Genomic DNA, 17,485 nt, shown 5'->3' with positions numbered 1-17,485 from the left:
CCAACTCACTTATAATCCAATTTTTACTTTACGAAAGTAGCGTTTAAACAATTTCTGATGTTGCTGGGCTTGCTTATCATTTAATACTTGATATTGCAGTGCGATAAAGTGTTCGGTCATTTTATTAAAGTCAGCAGCTAGTTGTGGCTGCTCTTGATGAATAGCTTGATGAATAAAGTTTGCAAATGCTTGTGGAGGCATTGTTTCTCTTGGGTAGCCCTTGTCAGCAAATTTTGAGCAAATATGGCTATAGCGTTTAATTAATGGATCTTGTTTAGGCTTTAATGCAAATACGCCTGCATAATACGCAATAACCAGTGCGATGATACTAAAGCTCACAATCATTAAGATAATGATTTTACTGGTATTGACCTCACCTAGTAGTTCACTTAGCACTTGCTGTTGACGTTCCTCATCGAAACCTAAAACCCAAACACTCCAGTAAAAGTCTAAGCTGGCTAACTGTAGACGAATGTCATTTAACCAAGGTATTTCTTTTACTCGCAAGCTGGTAAAAAGACTATCTTGAAGGTAACTGTCTTGACCTGTAAACATGGCATCGAACCCATCCAAGATCCGCTCAGGTGCAATCATCGCAGTCGGGTCTAACCTTATCCAACCTCTGCCTTCAATCCATACTTCAGTCCAAGCATGTGCCATATATTGATAAATACTGTAATAACCGGCTTTGGGGTTGTATTCACCACCTTGGTAACCTGCCACCATACGTGCAGGTATTCCGCTGGAGCGAGCCATAAACACTAACGCTGATGCGTAGTGAGAACAAAATCCTGCTTTGTTTTTAAATAAAAAATCATCCACTTGATTGTTGCCCAGAGGCGGTGGACTCAAGGTATAAAAATAAGACTGTTGATTAAAATACTGCATCATAGCGTTAATTCGAGGCAGTGGTTCAGGGTAATCTTTTACGAACTGCTGAGCTAAAGCTTGAGTCTGAGGGTTAGTTTCTTTCGGCAGTGATAGATTTATCCGTTTGGTCAGTGGTGTTAGCACAGGCTCAAGCATACTCAAAGGATAAGATGTCACGCGGTAACTGAAACGTTGGTCAATATTCCTGACGGAATATAAGCGAAAGTCATCCATTTCAACAACGTGATCCGTTTCTGAAAATGCCTGATCTAAGCCAAATAACCATTTCTGATAAGTCGGCTCAGTGATCACTTGATAATTAAGCGAATTGGATTGATCGACTTGAGCTGGCATCGCTCTTTGGTTGCGGTCGCGATAAGCTCGCTGCTGCGCATTTTTACGCAAGTGAGCTTGTTTCCACGTTTTACCATCGTAATTCTCCATTACAAGGGCACGCCAATATAACGCCTCATTAGGGATAAGTTGGATCTTGCTGGCATTGGATGCTTCGTTGTCAAAACCCACTCTAAATGCCAAATCAGGTGAGCGCGTCAGTTTACTGATATCGCCCAATGACACTTCATCAGATAAGCCAGTTGTCGCATTTTTCATGCTGGGCGCTAACCAAAGAGGGCCAAGGCGAGGAAATACAATAAAAAGCAAGATAGCCAAAGGAAGGCTTTGGAGTAACACTTTAGCGCCAAAGCTGAAGTTTATTTTACGAGTTGCATGTTGATAAACACTGATAAGTACACAGGTATTGATTAGCGAAACAAAGAGTAAGTGCACCGTATCAAGCATGCTTTGACGCTCTAATAAGGCAAAGGCAATGAGAAAATACCCGACTAGTACAACCACTTTTACATCACGTATTTGGCGCATTTCGATGTATTTTAAGGCGTAACCAAGTATCAATAAATTAACGAGTGCATTGAGCATACCGATTTCTTTTGACACTAAACCTAATGTTATCGCTGCGCCAATAGCTAGACTGGTGACCAGCAATTTAGGCGGGGCCGCGACTTTGCCAAAATAAATGCCGATGCGCCAAACAAAGCATATACAGCAAATACCAATGCTCCACAGTGTGGCGTCTTGGTATAGTGGTGATAATACCAAGGCATTAGTCAGTAACAGCCAAAATAAGGTGTTACGGCTAATATTCTCATTAAAATCATCGCTAATTTTCATCGAGTTCACCTTGTGTTGAGCGGGTAATATCTCGATAACCATAACTTGCTATCAATTGCTGGCATTGTTTTCGGTGTGACTCGCCGCTGTCTTGTTCGATGATTTGATTATCTAACGCTAAACCAAATACTTGATGGGCTTGTGATAACGCGTTGACCTGCCACGCTAATTTACTGAGCTTATGTTCAAGGTCATCACCTTGTGTGTCAGCTAGGCTTAACCATACGGGTTTACCTTCTGGCTGAGCGAACTCTTTACTGAGCATACCACGCCCTTGCGCCCATTGTTTCCATGCCACTTGCTTTAAGGGTTCACCTTCAACATAAGTTTTCAACCCTTTGTAATCATCAACCCCTGGTTGTAATTTACCGTGTTCAAACTCGGTATTATTGTCATCATCTAAACTGGTAAGCGAAACGGTTGTTTGCAATGGCTCTGCGAAAATGAGCTGCTCGATGTTTAAATCAACATAGGACCAAGCGCGAAATAAACCCAATGGGAAGTTAGAGGAAACTTGAATACGACCTGGATTGAATGGTCCTCTATTTTGAGGCGAATACCCGACCGTTGCGTTGAAGGATTCACCGACATCACCAATACGAATATGGCGCTGCTGAGCAAAATTTAAACAAATCTGCTGGTGGTTTGTGTGGCTTAAATCCTTTTTTTGTTTACTCGAAAGAACAACCGGAAATGCCAAACTGGTGTTCGCGATACTCTCTGGCGGCATAGGAGCTGTTAATGTTAACCCTGCCAGGTTTTTATAACTGTAAATGATACACGTATGCAGCACACTTGCGAGTAATAAGCTTAAGCCAATGACTAGGTTGTTTTGATAATTGGTGCCGAATAAATAAAGTACGACGATTAACATAAACCATGCGATACCAAAGGCACTCGGTAGGATAAAAATGCTTTTATGGCTTAACGTCACTTGTTGGTTGGGTGGGATTCGACGTGTTAACCAACGCGCCCAACGCTGCTTTATCATTTTAGGAATAAAGCGAGAATACCACTTGGGCGGAGTTTGATAATGAGCAGTATTACCGATGTTCTTGTTCATTATCACTAACTAATTGGATTAACGTTAGCCAATATTTGATCTGAGATAGCTTGGCCTTGTATTGGGTTATTATTACGAATTCGATGCTCGGCTACACAATGAAATACTGCTTGAATATCTTCCGGTACCACGTAGTTTCTTTGATGCATAAATGCCCACGCTTTGGCTGCATCAAGTAAAGCGATGCTGGCACGGGGTGATAGGCCATTTCCGTCTGCTTGTTCTCGAGAATATTGTGCTAAATGAATTAAATATTTAAGTACAGCATCCGATGCACTGACTTTTTGCACGAGTGATTGAAGAGTAATGAGTTCATCCGGCGTAAAACATTGCGGCGTAGTGGTAGCGGTGTTTTTGGCCGTATCACTTTTTAACATTTCAAGTTCAGCTTGTTCATTTGGGTAGCCAATTGAAATGCGCATCATGAAGCGATCTAATTGCGACTCTGGTAACGGGAATGTTCCTGATTGCTCAATGGGATTTTGAGTTGCGATAACAAAAAAGGGTTGGGGAAGGGCATGGGTTGCGCCATCTAAAGTAATTTGCCTTTCAGCCATCGCCTCAAGTAAAGCACTTTGTGTTTTAGGGCTTGCTCGGTTGATTTCATCAGCTAATAGCATCTGATTAAAGATCGGCCCAGGATGAAACTGAAATTCTTGTGTTTGTTGCTGATAGATAGAAACACCAAGGATATCAGCAGGTAACATATCACTGGTAAATTGAATCCGTTGATAGCTCATACCAAGTGAGGTCGCAAGTGCTTGAGACAAACTGGTTTTGCCCATGCCTGGTAAATCTTCAATGAGTAAGTGACCTTTTGCAAGTATACAGGCGACGGCCAATTTTATTTGCTGAGGTTTTCCTAATAATACCGTTTCTAATTGCGATAATAATTGTTGTAGTTTTGACGCAGGCACGCATTACTCCATTAGTTAATTGGCAGTAACATTATACTGCCAGTAACAAATACATCGAGTTGATTACGTTACCTTGTCGTTAAATATAAGGAAAGGATTTAACAAGTTTTAAGACTGAAAAAGTGTAATTTAGTATGCAAATGCCATTTCTTGTTCACTAAACATACTGGCGTTAATGTTTTTATTATGCTGATAAATCATTCGGTAACTTAAAACAGCCTGAACATACTCTCGAGTTTCTTTAAATGGAATCGTTTCAATAAAGCTCATAACATCCAGCGTCCCATTGGATTCTTTAAGCCACCGAGTCACTCGATGCGGTCCTGCATTGTATGCGGCAGTGGCTAGTACTCGATTTTGGTCAAACTGTTTTAGTAATTGGCTGTAATAGGCACTCCCTAACTGCACATTATAATCAACTTGATAAAGCTGAATTTTGTTCTTAAAACTGAGTTTGTTTTTACGAGCGGTTTCTTTTGCAGTTGCAGGCATGAGTTGCATTAATCCTCTTGCTCCTACACCGGATGTCGCATAAGGGTAAAATGCACTTTCACGCCTGGCTATGGCACGTATCTCATCAATATCGACTTGGTACAGTTTACTGGCTTTTTCAAATGAGTCTTGTGCTGCATTAGGGAACCTAAGTTGCAAGCTGTTCCATTGTTTCGCTTGAATACTGGCCTCGACACTGTAATCAAACCAACCTTGCTGTAAGGCATATAAACCATATTCAGCTCGCATGGCATTGTCATGTCGTCGTAACATGCTTACCCATTCACCTCGAGCATCTCGGGTTTTATCAATTGCAATGAGTTCAACTATTCTGGCCATTGCTGGGTCATCATTGATTTTAGCGGCAAGCTTAGGATTGGACTGTAACTTATCATCGTTCATCGCAAGCGGTGAGTTGATTGATTGCGCCGCATGGAAACCATAAAAATTACGAGCTTTGCTGAGTTGTTCTATTGTGGTGTTTTTTTTGGGGGTGTTGTTTGTATCAATAGATGCCATTCTGGCAGACCAATATTGCCAACGGCTGTCATCAATCACATCATCACTGAGTAAGGCAAGGTAACGTTTTATGCTGTCATTATCTTGTTCACTGATGGCCCATCGTAAACGTATTTGGAATAGATCATCTGAATCTAATATGGGCAAACTGGCATCAATGTGTTCAAGTAAATCAGCCTCTTTACGGATTAGTGCTCTTCTTACGATGTATCGGTTAAGTTGCTGACCCTTGATGGCAGTAAAGCGATTAGCTTTATCATATTTGTTATACAGTTTTACGGCTTGCTTGAGATCTTTTCGAGCAAGCTTTCTAAGGCCTACATTGACAATATCACCAACGATAGGTGAGTTTGATGAAAACTTTTTTGTATAGCGTAAGCTATTGGGATCTCGATAAACTGAAATCAGTAAGTCAGCTTCTTTCTTGTTTTTGGTTATTTTTCTGGCAAGGTATTGCGTTAAACCATATTGATTTTCGTTAAAGCTCAATAGCATTCTTGACCAAATTAATGCCTGAGTCCGTTTTCCTGCTTTAGTCCATTCACTAAAGAGGACGTCACACTCTTTTGGTCGTGAACGGCCATAAAGCCACATGCGCTCAGCACCATCGAAGGCGGATTTTTTATTGCCTTGAGAAAGTTGCGCTCGATAGTAATAGCATTGCAATGCAATATCGTTAGGCGTGTTTGGAGAAATGGCTAAAAAATTCTGCCATTGCTTTCGTTTCCCTGCATTTTTTAGATAACGGTAGCGTAGGGTGTTATAGAGGGGCGTTTTCTTATATTTCTCAATAGCGATATGGGCATCTTCGCCGTTTAGCGACAGGATGTCACTTCCAGTTTCATGGTAGTCAAGATAGACATTTAATGGATATTCACCAAGTTTTTTCCGCAGCGCCTGGTAGGTTTTCATTTGTTTTTTATCGAGTGCTTTACGGGCATCAAGATAAAGTTGTTGCTCAGTGGTATAAGTTGTTTTTGCAGCCGAAACCGGCAAGCTAAGCCCTGCCATTAACAGACAAATAAATACACTAACTAAAAAAAACACACTGTTACGCATAATAATGAGAACCTCCGTCCCAGTACGACATTGTTGCGAAACCAATTGTTACGAACGTATTTTAATTAAACTTTTCTTACTCAATGACTTCATCTACTCATCGGATATTAGAGCATGTTTGTACATGGTATTTATATCATGCTTAAAGGTTATATTAGTAACGATGATGAGCCTTTAAATACTAGCTCATCATTATAAACCTGCATGATAATATTCACTTTTGAGTCGCTGTGAGCTGCTGTTATAAAGTGCTGCTCATTTATTCAATTACTCGCTACTCTTTTGACTCATCTAACGCTTTATTAATTAATTGCGGGTCAAGATTTTTACTGGTTTCAACACCTAATTTTTGCATTACGTGAGCTTGTCTAATTAGGTTACCTTTACCTTGTGACAACTTACTCATGGCTTGCTGATAAGTTTTATCTGCAGTGTCTAATGCGCGGCCAAGTTTATCCATGTCTTCTACATAGCCACATAATTTGTCATATATTTTCGCGGCTTGCGAAGCGATAGCCTGGGCATTTTGATTCTGATATTCATAACGCCAAATATTGTTAATCGTTCGAAGTGCGACGAGTAAATTAGTTGGGCTGACCAGCATAATATTATGATCGAGTGCAAAGCTGACTAAACTCGGATCTGACTCTAACGCCAGTAAAAACGCAGGCTCAATTGGAATAAACATCAACACATAGTCGAGGCTTTTTAAGCCATGCAGCTTGTGGTAATCCTTTTGACTTAAACCTTTTATATGTTGGCGAACTGATAGCGCAAGCTCTTTAATTGCCTGTTGCTGTACTAATTCATCCTCGCTATTAAAGAAACGTTCATAGGCTACTAATGACATTTTTGCATCAATAACGACATCTTTTTGTTCAGGCAGGTGAACGATAACATCCGGTTTAAATCGCTTTCCGCCATCATCTTTTAAGTCTTGCTGAGTGTCGTACTCGTGTCCTTCACGTAAGCCACTTTCTTGCAGAACACGCTCTAATATGACTTCCCCCCAATTGCCTTGCTGCTTGTTATCGCCTTTTAAAGCCTTAGTTAAATTTATCGCGTCTTGGCTCATTTTAAGGTTAAGATCTTTGAGGTGATCGAGTTGGTGCTTTAAGGCACTTCGCTCAGTTTGCTCTTGAGTATATGACTCTCGGATTTGCTGCCTAAATCCTTCTAACTGTTGTTTTAGCGGCCCTAAAACCCCATCAATTTGTGTCACATTCTGTTGTTTGAAGTTTTCACTTCTTTCTTCAAATATGCGGTTAGCAAGGTTTTCAAATTGTAACTTTAATCGTTCTTCTGCACTTTCTAGTAAAGCTATTTTGTCATTGAGCGCTGCTTTTTCAGTGTTAGCTTGTGATTGGATGCTTTGTTGCATCGCATTTGATTTAGACAGAGCCAGTTGAGTCTCCATAAACTTACGTTGGCCGTCGCTAAGCTGCTGCTCTAGAAGTGGTAACCTTTCAGCTTGGGCTTCAAGTTTTGAAAGTTGAGCAATTAAAAGTTCTGCTTTTTCTCTAGCACTATGCAGCGCGAGTTCTTTGTCGTCGATTTGTTGTTGAAGTAATTGCTGTTTTATCGCCATATCAGATTCAAACTGCGCCATTTCAGCTTGGAGTTTGTCTCGATGTTGCTCCCATCGTTGGCGGGTCAAACGTTGGTTAAGTAGCGCACCAATTAATAACCCTAAAAAGGCGACAGCACAGAGGGCAATGATTTCAGCAATGGATAAAGAGGTAGGAAGCGTCATGAATACGGCCAGCTTAAAAATGAATGCTTAAGATTCTCATGGCAGTGCACATGGCGCAAGCCAACATCGAGTGATTTCATACTTAAGCGCTTAATTAATAAACTCAATAGCTTAAAAACTGTAAACTATTTGAAATTAATTGCCGTATAAACATGTCTAATAGTTTAACAGTAGAATGACTTTGTAGAATAGGTTTGCTTTAGGAGGCGTTATGGTCGCAAAAAAAGGGTTCACAAAAGGCATTGCCAACACGCCAAGTTGGGCATTAAAAGAAAACCAAGTAACACCAGAGCGGGTATTTGCTGATAGACGCAACATTGTAAAAGCACTTGGTTTAGGCGCGTTAGGAGCAAGTCTACCTGGGCAGGTTCAAGCTGGGTTATTTGACTTATTCGGCAGCGAAGATAAACCTGCTTTTGCTGTTCAAGGGCTTGATTACAGCAAGCCAAGCCAATTTCAAATCAGTGACATACTGACGCCAGAAGATAAAATTACTCGCCATAACAACTTCTATGAATTTGGCACGAGTAAACAGGATCCATTTGAAAATGCACAAGGTTTTCAGGTCAATCCTTGGGAGCTGCGAATTGAAGGTTTAGTGGATAAACCATTAACACTTGACTTAAATGACCTGACGACCAAGTTTGATTTAGAAGAGCGCATTTACCGTCTTCGTTGTGTAGAAGCTTGGTCAATGGTGGTGCCTTGGGTTGGTTTTTCGTTAGCTGAACTATTAACCATGGCTGGAGTGTCAAATAAGGCAACGCATGTTGCATTTGAAACTTTATTCGACCCAGATCAAATGCCCGGTCAGAAAAATCGCCTAATGGGAGGTGGGATCCACTACCCATATGTAGAAGGTTTAACCATTGCAGAAGCAATGAACGAGTTACCGTTCCTTGCTGTTGGCTTATATGGAAAAACTTTACCGCCACAAAATGGTGCACCAGTTCGTTTAGTGCTACCTTGGAAATACGGGTTTAAAAGCATTAAGTCTGTAGTGAAAATTCGAGTAACAGATAAGCAGCCTCCTACCAGTTGGAACCAACTAGCACCCCATGAATATGGCTTTTATGCCAACGTGAATCCACAGGTTGATCACCCTAGATGGTCACAAGCGACAGAGCGCAGCATTGGTGAAGGCGGTTTATTCTCTGCAAAACGGATTCCGACGCAAATGTTTAATGGCTACGCAGAACAGGTGGCTGACTTATATAAAGATTTAGATTTAAGGAAGTTCTATTGAAGCGGTTAACACCTAAAGGTCTATTTTGGATAAAAGGCTTACTGCATGTGAGCTTTTTATCTCCAATAGTGTATTTAGTTTTATTAGTTATGACTGACAATGCTGGTGGCGATCCTGTCCAATACATCATCCATTTTACTGGGATGGGTGCAATTAATTCGTTAATCATTACCTTAGTAGTTTCACCATTAGCTAAATTTTTGAAGCAAGGGGTGTTACTGCAAACTCGGCGATTAATTGGCTTGTATGTTTTTGTATATGCGAGCTTACATATTGCTGCTTTTATTAGCCTTGATTTACTTTTTGCATGGGGTTATTTGTTACAAGAAGTGGTTAAAAGGCCGTATATTTTGGTCGGCGCGGTGGCGTTGATTATTGTAGCGCTTCTAGCTTTGACCTCGTTTCAAGCAATAAAACGTAAAATGGGAAAAGGTTGGCAGCAATTACACAATTGGATTTATGTTGTCGCGATTTTAGCGCCAATACACTTCTATTGGTCTGTAAAATCAGAAATCATCGAGCCGAGTATTTATTTCGTTCTCTTTGCGGCTTTATTGTGGCTAAGAAGACGTCAGATTAAAATATGGCTGTTAAAACGTTAGTTATATCAACTGTTTAATGGGTGGTTTATTAACTAATGTAGCCAACTGATTTTTAAAGATACAACACCGGCATTGCCGGTGTTGTTTTATATAGCAATCCCTGTTTGCTATTGGCGCTATAGGCGCGGTGTAGTTTAAACCTTTTGTGCCAAGCTGGTTATTTAAATAATCATAGTCAGATTAAGCTTGAATGTGACTTGTGCGGACTTTAGCGAAATAAACAGTTCTTGGCTCTGGGTGGGTTAACCAGCCCATTGAAACAGTAACTTGCAAAAAGGCTAAAGGCGATAACTGAACCCATGATAATGGCGAGTGTATACCAAGGTTCATGCATTGTTATTCGCATATCAATATATTGGTAAGTTGATACGCCCCAAACCATCACAGTCGCTACGATTAAGCCTAATTGAATGACTCGGGTAATAATATTGTTCTTAAGCAATAATAACCAAGGTAGCATGACGCAAGTGATTGCAAGTGGCATTTGTCCAAATCGAAGAAAATGCGCTGCAAGTAATACATACGCTAATGAAATGAATATAATTCGCCACCACATGGTTCTGTTCTCCTAACTATTTTGATTTTTGCTGACGCAATATATCGCAATCAATTTAGGTTGTTCTGTCGAAGTGGTCACATAATATCGCAGCGTGGGTGATACAGTTCAAAAAACAGCAATCTTCTTAGTCAGAGCTAACGAGAAAAACAGCGTGTGGGTCGTCAATATTTTATTAATATGAAGACTTACTATGAATGGTATTAAGTGTGAAAATTGGTCGGGATAACAGGATTTGAACCTGTGATCTCTTGTCCCCCAGACAAGCGCCTTACCGGACTAGGCCATATCCCGATGACTTTACTTCTGATGCGTAAATAAACTAACAACTCGTCATTTTAGGCGCAACTTATTTTTAAATAAAAAAGGTTAATTGACTGATATATAGTCAATTAACCTTTTGTTAAGTCATCTCTTAATCACTCAATTTATAGCGTATTTTTATCACGAGTTATTGATTATATAGCCGGCGGCCTTCACGCATGACTTGAATTAACTCAGGTGCGCTCAACTTGCGCTTGAGTCGTTTGTCATAATTAATATCATATATTTGATATTTACCGTGACGATCTAAAACGGTGATTTCAGCATCTTGATAGATGGCAAATGTACGACTATCTCCAATATAGACCCAGCTTTGTTCACTTGGCTGCAATAAGCTGTAGCCAGAACTGTAATCTGTAGATGGATTATTACAATGTAAGATTTGGCTCATAATAGTCGGCACTATGCCGTAATGACTGGTGCGGTATGTGACTGTGTCTGCAGCGGCTTTTGGCCAATGCATAACAAAAGGTACTTTTACGTTGCCAGGGGATAAATTCTGGTTAACCTCAGATGGATTACTACTAAACACTTGGCCATGGGTACCTGTAATCATCACGACCGTATCTTTATCAACGCTATCAATTAGTTGATTGAGTTGCTGGTCGATAAAATACAATGACTGTCGGTATTGGTTATAAAGTACTTTTTCTGCAGGTTTCAACATTATGTGAGGCTTAACGGTTTCGATACCTAAAAAACCAATAGGCGTGTCATAATGTTTTGGAGCCGTGAGGTTCACAATTGAAAACCAATGTGACTGCTGCGATGCTTGCCAATTGACGAACTGGGCCACATTTTTACTATCTGTTTTAGCACTGCCTTCATCGCTATGGTTGATAAACGGTGTTAGCTCATCAAAAATAGCGCGCCCGATAAACGGATTAGCATTATCTTGCGGTAAGAAAATAGCTTGCTGATAACCTGCTTTGGCAAGGGTTTGTGTCATAACAGGTGCAGTATGATAAAACTCTTTTCTGTCACCATAGTTGCCCTGAAGGCCATACAGTATTGAAAAAATTCCCGTCTTAAACTGATTCCCACCACTAAAATGGTCAATGAATTGTTTGTTGTCAGTCTGATATTGCGTCAGAAACGGCATGGTTTGTTCATTCACCATATCTGCACGTAAACCATCGACAGAGACTATCAATACATTAGGTTGCTGCTCTTGGATTAATGGCGTTTTACATTGTAATGGCTTAACAGGGTAACTCAGTTTACGTGACTTAGTTTGGTAGCGATTATCTTCTATATTGGTGCCTTCAATACCATGGCTTTCCATGAATGACCGTGCAGTGGCTGGGTATGATAAAGGGTAAGTATCATCAAAACGGGTAATTTGTGTTACGTCAGATGCATCAGCCCAAATATGAACTAAATGGCTACTGATAAAGCAAATACCGACAAAAGCAATTGCTTTATTGCCAAGCTGTTTTTTCTCCAGCTTTTCGATGCGTTTCCATATGAAGTTAGCTGCTGTTAGCTCGATTAATATAATCGAGATGGGAGTCACTATATAGGAGGTACTTTTTAATAATGCATTCAGATCTGTCCAAGCTAAATCAAATGCGAAGGGGCTTAAATGGATACCATAATCGTCATAGACAATTGTGTCATACAATAAGATACATAAGCCTAGGCTCGCGACGAGGGCGGCGTAGCCTCGTAAAATTTTAGAATAAGGTAATAGTAACGTGACAGGAAAAAGAAAGACTACATAAACAATGAAAGCTAAAAAACTGAAGTGACCAATGGTGCTAACGGCAAGATAGCCCCAACCAATAAAGGTTTCAGGATAACCCACGCTACTGAGGTAACGGGCACCGACTATCATAGCTAAAAAGCCATTAAAGAAGGCAAACCAGTGACCCCAATTAACGAGGCGCGATACTTTATCGCGAGTCATTTGTTTTTTGCGCTCAACCATGCGGAGTTGTTTTCCTAATCCTATCTTTATCAAAGATATGCTTCAAAGCTAACATATCCTTGATAAATTAAAATACCTTTTAATATGGCTTAGTCAGCCTTTACTGATTGCGCCAATGCTTTTGCAAATTGTTCAGCAACCTGTTGACGAGATTCGCTAGGTACTTTGTTCTCTAGTAAATGTGAAACACAATTACCTAATACCATCAGACTTAAATCAGTCGGTGCTTGATGCTTGTTGAGTACTGCTAATAACTCAGTAATTAACGCTTCAACTTGGGTGTTGGTATATTTAGATTGGATAGCCATAATCAGAAAAGTTCAAAAAGTAATGAATTAGCCGCCTATTATATCGGATTTCATATTATCTTGCTGTAGTTTATTGTGGTGAAAATAGCGTCGAAATTTAGCAATTTAATGGCCTTGTTAAGTACAAATTGAAATAAATATAGCGGTTGAGTTAACTAAAATTGGCACTTGAAGCTATTGGCACTTTTCGTAATATTTTTTGAGACTTTTTTAACGTGTCTGTTATGATATTCAGCGCTATTTCGCTTCCATATATTACAGATTCAGTTAGGGCTTATGAGCATCAATATCGAACAAGCAATTATCCACGAAATTTCCCAAGACAGTCAGGGTCAACTCAGTTGTCGTTTAAGACCACAACCTCTACTAAATAGCAGCGCTGTAGAAGCGATGCTAGAAGAGTTGCATCAAACGTATACGGGTAAAGCTGGTAAAGGCTTTGGCTTTTTTGGCACACACGGTGAAGATGGTGAAGCCAACCCTGCTTTTTCTGACGCATTAAATGAATATCGAAGCGGCGAACTAGGATTTGTTGAGTTTAGTAGTGCTGCAAGTAAGTTACTTCAAGAAGAACTTGCGAAATATGACTTTAGTCAAGGCGGCTTTTTGTTGATGTCTTGCTATACCAGCATGACAAGTGATTATTTATTCGTGGCATTGTTAAACGCAAAATCGTCAATGACGGTGTTAGATGATATGGAACTATCGCAAAACAACCATCTTGATTTAACGAATGTTCAGTTGGCAGCTCGAATTGATTTAACAGAATGGCAAGCAGATAAAGATTCACGTAAATATATTTCGTTTGTACGTGGTCGTGCGGGCCGTAAAGTGGCAGACTTTTTCTTGGATTTCATGGGCTGTGTTGAAGGCGTGAATACTAAGGCGCAGAATAAAACATTAATGCACGCAGTTGAAGATTTTGTCGCCAGTAGTGAATTGACTAAAGATGAGCGTCAACAATGTCGTGATAAAGTGTTTGATTACTGCAGTGAGCGTGCCGATGAAGGCGCGGATATCGAAGTAAAAGATTTGGCTGATGAATTGGCCGATTCTGGTATGGATTCGTTTTACGATTTTGCTTGTGGCGGCGCTTACGAGTTAGATGAGGAGTTTCCTGCTGATAAAGCCAGTTTACGCACCTTGAAGAAGTTTTCGGGTACTGGTGGTGGCGTTACATTGAGTTTTGATGGCGGCCATTTAGGTGAGAGAGTTATCTACGATCCTATTTCTGACACCATTCTTATTAAGGGTGTTCCTGCTAACTTGAAAGATCAGTTAGATCGCCGCCTTAAAGGTGAATAAAGAAACAATATTCAATTAAAGCGCCCATATGGGCGTTTTTTTTTGCATTTATTATATGCATTTAACGATTTCGGTACATATAAGAGCTAATTTAGGCATAAATACATTTAAAGATTTAAATTTGAATTTATTTAAGTACACTAGCCGACAAATTTAAACCTAATATTGATAGTTATGAAAATATAACTATGTGGGGGATACATGATTACTGCCTATGTTTATAAAAATCGCAAGTTAACTGTTCACGAACTGAATGTTCAAGACAGTATACCCGAACAAACATTATGGTTAGACATGTTCAAACCCAATGATGATGAAAGGGAATGGTTGAGTCGGTTTTCGGTCGAGGAAGTTCCCGACGAAGAAGACATCAACGAAATTGAAGCCTCGGCTCGTTTTTTCCAAAGTAAAGATGGATTGCATATTAATTCGTTATTCCCGCAACGTGTTGGCTCGGATGTGCGAGCGATTAACGTATCGTTTAACTTGAGAAAGGATTTCTTACTGACTATTCGTGAAGATGATGTCGGTTTGATCCGTTTATTACGCAACTATCTACGTCTTGGCCGTTTGGATGCCACCACGCCTCAAGGCTTAATGCTAGAGCTATTCCATCTAAAAGTGGATTACCTGTCTGATTTAATTGAAGACGTTTACTCTGTTCTTGATGATGTAAGTGAAAAAGTGTTTGATGATGAAGAGTTAGATGAAGTATTCAAAATGATCACGCTGCAAGAAGACTCAAACGGTAAAATCCGTCTAAGTTTACTCGATACTCAGCGTTCATTACGATATATCCAACGTTACTACCGCGATCATTTATCTGAAGAAAATATCAAGGATATTCGTGAGATGTTGTCGGATATTGAGTCGTTAATGCCTCATAGCCAATTCATCTTTGATAAGTTGAATTTTTTGCTCGACGCAGCCATGGGCTTCAGTGGCATTCAGCAAACCAAGATTATTAAAATATTCTCGGTTGCCGCCGTGGTGTTTTTACCACCAACGGTAATTGCAAGTAGTTACGGAATGAACTTTGTTAATATGCCAGAGTTAGATTGGCGTTTCGGTTACCCAATGGCGATAGGATTGATGTTAGCCAGTGCCGGTGGTACATATTTATTCTTCAAGCGAAAAGGCTGGTTATAAAACCTATTTAAGTCCTTTGTTAATATTAAAAGCCATTAGTAACGTTAAGTTATTAATGGCTTTTTTGTATCTGTTAAATAGATTTTTATGCTTGTTTAAATAAGGATTACCCTTGGCCAATACCATAGCTTATGCGCTCTCTTGGGCTTAAATATTTTAGAATGTTTTCGGGTAATGCAGATATCGGCAAACATCGTGCAATACTGATTTCTTCGCGTTCTAAGTCAATGATTGGTGCTTGTTCTTTTGGAACGAGTGCGTCGTATAGCATGATTTGAGGGTATAAAATCTTATTTATATTTACAGACATCACCATGCCAAATTGACCGCTTGAAAGCTCTACAACACTACCAGGTGGGTAAATACCAATGGTTTTGATTAAGGTGCCTACATATTCTTGATTGAGCTTATCTTTATAGTTTTTATAAATATAACCTAAAGAAGCATAAGGTGTTTTCGCTTTTGTAGTCTTAGTGCCGTTACACAAATCATCATACTCATTGACTACCGTGATAAGTTGGGAGTATTTATCTAACTCATCTCCTTTAAGTCCTTTGGGGTAGCCAGAACCGTCTAGAAACTCATGATGATTGGCTATCATGGGGTTAGCTTCTTCAGGAAAAGTATCGGCAATTTTAAGGAAGTTGAGACTCATTAAAGGGTGCTGCTTTATAAGGTTATGTTCCGGTTTATTTAAAGGAGCTTGTTTATTCAGTACATTGCTAGGAATTTTAAGTTTGCCAATATCATGAAATAGGGCACCTAAGCCAATCTGCTCAATCTCTTCTCGTGACCAATTCAAGCTTTTTGCTAACATCATGCAAAGCACTGAGACATTCAGTGAATGGTGATATATTAAATCGCCAGGTTTGACATCACCCATAAGATGTAACACTAAATCATCAGAATTAAGCAGCATAGTGGTCATCGAGCTCACCATGTCTTTAGCATCGTTGACAGCGTTTAATGGTCGACTACCGAGTTTTGAGATACTAGAACGCATAATTGATAATGAACGGTCAAACTGTTGCTCAGTCTTTTTAAGTCCTCTTCTAAGCTTCTTTTGCGTTTCAATTTGATCATGTTTGTACTGATCCATTTCAAGCTTGAGCTTATCGAGAGAAGCAGTATCTGTAAGTACTTCTTTTGCATCTTTAGCGGGTTTATCACGTAACTCAGTGTCGCTTTTAGTAGGCACGAATAAAACGGTTTCGATACCTAAACTTTTAATTAAATCGATTTGAGACTGACTTTTAACCTTGAAACGACTAAATAGAAATGGGTGATCCTTCCAAGATACTGGCAAGCAAATAAAATTGCCGACTTGGATTTCATCGATTGAAACTTTTACTGTGTTTTTCATAGGTTAAAACAGGTACCTAAATTTATTTTTGTTATTTTGTAGCTAACCATCTGTACTCATCCCTTTTGCTAATCGACAGTTTCCATGGCAGCATATTACCAAACAGATATAAAAAGTGCTTATTTAATATGGATTTTATTGAAGTCATACCAAATGCGTTAGATGAAGATTTATGCGATCGATTGATTGCCGCTTTTGAACAACACCCAGGAGTCATTGAAGGTAAAACTGGTCAAGGTGTTGATAAGGCTAAAAAACATAGTTTTGATTTAACTTTAGACATTCATGCTGATTTAGCGCCGCTAAGAAATGAAATTTTACAATTAACGCTTAAGCATGCGGCTTCATACTTTACTCAATATTCGATGGCGTTAATGGGCGCGGTATCTGTGGCTGTCGCTGATGAGCATGGTCAAGCAGTGACTTTACAACCCAACAATTTCGATGCTTTAGGTGCGCCTCGAGCAGAAGCGCTAACCAAGTATTTGTATCGAAGTGGCAATGTAAATTTGCAAAAATATCCTATGGGGCTAGGGGGCTACCCTCATTGGCATTCTGAGCATTTTCCGCAATCTGGTTCACATGAAGCTTTACATCGAGTACTACTTTATATGTTTTATTTAAACGATGTGGAAGAGGGCGGAGAGACGGAGTTTTTTTACCAACAGAAAAGCATTAAACCTAAAAAAGGGACCATGGTTATTGCACCAGCGGGTTTCACTCACACCCATAAAGGTAATAAGCCAATCAGTGGTGATAAATATATCGCCACCTCTTGGATTATGTTTAACCGGGCAGAGCAGCTCTATGCACCATTAAACAGTAAATAGTGTTTATT

The 17,485-nt window shown here is 39.7% G+C and carries 14 protein-coding genes and 1 tRNA gene; 5 read left to right on the top strand and 10 right to left on the bottom strand.

Going from position 1 to position 17,485, the window contains the following annotated elements:
- Positions 1–9: 9 nt before the first annotated feature.
- The 5 genes from J8L86_RS00195 to rmuC form a co-directional block, all read right to left on the bottom strand.
- Positions 10–2,061: a DUF3488 and transglutaminase-like domain-containing protein gene (locus J8L86_RS00195; RefSeq protein ID WP_211028166.1), complete on the bottom strand. Its 2,052-nt coding sequence runs from the start codon at positions 2,059–2,061 to the stop codon at positions 10–12.
- Entirely contained in the window at positions 2,051–3,124 is a 1,074-nt protein-coding gene (locus J8L86_RS00190; protein WP_211028164.1) for a DUF58 domain-containing protein, read from the bottom strand. Before J8L86_RS00190 ends, J8L86_RS00195 begins: the two co-directional genes overlap by 11 nt.
- Positions 3,125–3,129: 5 nt before the next feature.
- Complete coding sequence (locus J8L86_RS00185) at positions 3,130–4,041, bottom strand: MoxR family ATPase (RefSeq protein WP_211028162.1); 912 nt, start codon at positions 4,039–4,041, stop codon at positions 3,130–3,132.
- Positions 4,042–4,170: 129 nt separating this feature from the next.
- Positions 4,171–6,111 (bottom strand): transglycosylase SLT domain-containing protein, encoded by a 1,941-nt coding sequence (locus J8L86_RS00180; RefSeq protein ID WP_211028160.1) that lies wholly within the window; start codon positions 6,109–6,111, stop codon positions 4,171–4,173.
- 274 nt (positions 6,112–6,385) lie between these two features.
- The gene (gene rmuC / locus J8L86_RS00175; RefSeq protein ID WP_065108335.1) at positions 6,386–7,864 is read right to left on the bottom strand and encodes a DNA recombination protein RmuC; all 1,479 of its coding nucleotides are present in this window, start codon (positions 7,862–7,864) and stop codon (positions 6,386–6,388) included.
- 211 nt (positions 7,865–8,075) lie between these two features.
- Here rmuC and msrP point away from each other — a divergent pair, with 211 nt between their 5' ends.
- Together msrP and msrQ are read left to right on the top strand one after the other, a co-directional pair.
- The gene (gene msrP / locus J8L86_RS00170) at positions 8,076–9,110 is read left to right on the top strand and encodes a protein-methionine-sulfoxide reductase catalytic subunit MsrP (protein WP_119968344.1); all 1,035 of its coding nucleotides are present in this window, start codon (positions 8,076–8,078) and stop codon (positions 9,108–9,110) included.
- The gene (gene msrQ, locus J8L86_RS00165; RefSeq protein WP_065108334.1) at positions 9,107–9,712 is read left to right on the top strand and encodes a protein-methionine-sulfoxide reductase heme-binding subunit MsrQ; all 606 of its coding nucleotides are present in this window, start codon (positions 9,107–9,109) and stop codon (positions 9,710–9,712) included. The genes msrP and msrQ overlap by 4 nt, the downstream gene beginning before the upstream one ends.
- Before the next feature lie 208 nt (positions 9,713–9,920).
- Here msrQ and J8L86_RS00160 read toward each other — a convergent pair whose 3' ends face one another.
- The 4 genes from J8L86_RS00160 to J8L86_RS00145 form a co-directional block, all read right to left on the bottom strand.
- On the bottom strand, positions 9,921–10,268 hold the full coding sequence (locus J8L86_RS00160) for a hypothetical protein (protein WP_065108333.1): 348 nt from the start codon (positions 10,266–10,268) through the stop codon (positions 9,921–9,923).
- Positions 10,269–10,485: 217 nt separating this feature from the next.
- Positions 10,486–10,562 (bottom strand) — tRNA-Pro (locus tag J8L86_RS00155).
- A gap of 157 nt (positions 10,563–10,719) precedes the next feature.
- Positions 10,720–12,522 (bottom strand): DUF3413 domain-containing protein, encoded by a 1,803-nt coding sequence (locus J8L86_RS00150; protein ID WP_065108332.1) that lies wholly within the window; start codon positions 12,520–12,522, stop codon positions 10,720–10,722.
- A gap of 89 nt (positions 12,523–12,611) precedes the next feature.
- A complete protein-coding gene (locus tag J8L86_RS00145; RefSeq protein WP_055023816.1) occupies positions 12,612–12,830 on the bottom strand; it encodes a YejL family protein in 219 nt (72 codons plus the stop codon).
- Between the two features lie 276 nt (positions 12,831–13,106).
- On the opposite strand from J8L86_RS00145, the gene yejK reads away from it, so the two are divergent.
- Positions 13,107–14,135: a nucleoid-associated protein YejK gene (gene yejK / locus J8L86_RS00140; protein ID WP_055023815.1), complete on the top strand. Its 1,029-nt coding sequence runs from the start codon at positions 13,107–13,109 to the stop codon at positions 14,133–14,135.
- A gap of 201 nt (positions 14,136–14,336) precedes the next feature.
- Positions 14,337–15,284: a magnesium/cobalt transporter CorA gene (gene corA, locus J8L86_RS00135; RefSeq protein ID WP_055023814.1), complete on the top strand. Its 948-nt coding sequence runs from the start codon at positions 14,337–14,339 to the stop codon at positions 15,282–15,284.
- Positions 15,285–15,390: 106 nt separating this feature from the next.
- On the opposite strand, the gene J8L86_RS00130 is transcribed toward corA, so the two are convergent.
- Positions 15,391–16,647: a DUF3391 domain-containing protein gene (locus J8L86_RS00130; RefSeq protein ID WP_211028158.1), complete on the bottom strand. Its 1,257-nt coding sequence runs from the start codon at positions 16,645–16,647 to the stop codon at positions 15,391–15,393.
- A 128-nt stretch (positions 16,648–16,775) separates the two neighbouring features.
- Between J8L86_RS00130 and J8L86_RS00125 the strand changes: the two genes are divergently transcribed.
- Positions 16,776–17,477: a 2OG-Fe(II) oxygenase gene (locus tag J8L86_RS00125; protein WP_080915472.1), complete on the top strand. Its 702-nt coding sequence runs from the start codon at positions 16,776–16,778 to the stop codon at positions 17,475–17,477.
- Positions 17,478–17,485: the final 8 nt, after the last annotated feature.

It is taken from the genome of Shewanella sp. MMG014, assembly GCF_018100775.1.
Classification (GTDB): Bacteria; Pseudomonadota; Gammaproteobacteria; order Enterobacterales; family Shewanellaceae; genus Shewanella; species Shewanella japonica.
The sequence above is the reverse complement of the archived record's forward strand: the minus strand, read 5'-3'. Positions and strand labels throughout refer to the sequence as shown.

Bases quoted from the DNA above. Each gene is read 5' to 3' on its own strand.
- J8L86_RS00180 (WP_211028160.1), bottom strand. From the start codon at position 6,111: ATGCGTAACAGTGTGTTTTTTTTAGTTAGTGTATTTATTTGTCTGTTA.
- J8L86_RS00160 (WP_065108333.1), bottom strand. From the start codon at position 10,268: ATGTGGTGGCGAATTATATTCATTTCATTAGCGTATGTATTACTTGCA.
- yejK (WP_055023815.1), top strand. From the start codon at position 13,107: ATGAGCATCAATATCGAACAAGCAATTATCCACGAAATTTCCCAAGAC.
- J8L86_RS00195 (WP_211028166.1), bottom strand. From the start codon at position 2,061: ATGAAAATTAGCGATGATTTTAATGAGAATATTAGCCGTAACACCTTA.
- J8L86_RS00125 (WP_080915472.1), top strand. From the start codon at position 16,776: ATGGATTTTATTGAAGTCATACCAAATGCGTTAGATGAAGATTTATGC.
- J8L86_RS00145 (WP_055023816.1), bottom strand. From the start codon at position 12,830: ATGGCTATCCAATCTAAATATACCAACACCCAAGTTGAAGCGTTAATT.
- J8L86_RS00190 (WP_211028164.1), bottom strand. From the start codon at position 3,124: ATGAACAAGAACATCGGTAATACTGCTCATTATCAAACTCCGCCCAAG.
- corA (WP_055023814.1), top strand. From the start codon at position 14,337: ATGATTACTGCCTATGTTTATAAAAATCGCAAGTTAACTGTTCACGAA.
- J8L86_RS00130 (WP_211028158.1), bottom strand. From the start codon at position 16,647: ATGAAAAACACAGTAAAAGTTTCAATCGATGAAATCCAAGTCGGCAAT.
- rmuC (WP_065108335.1), bottom strand. From the start codon at position 7,864: ATGACGCTTCCTACCTCTTTATCCATTGCTGAAATCATTGCCCTCTGT.
- J8L86_RS00150 (WP_065108332.1), bottom strand. From the start codon at position 12,522: ATGGTTGAGCGCAAAAAACAAATGACTCGCGATAAAGTATCGCGCCTC.
- msrP (WP_119968344.1), top strand. From the start codon at position 8,076: ATGGTCGCAAAAAAAGGGTTCACAAAAGGCATTGCCAACACGCCAAGT.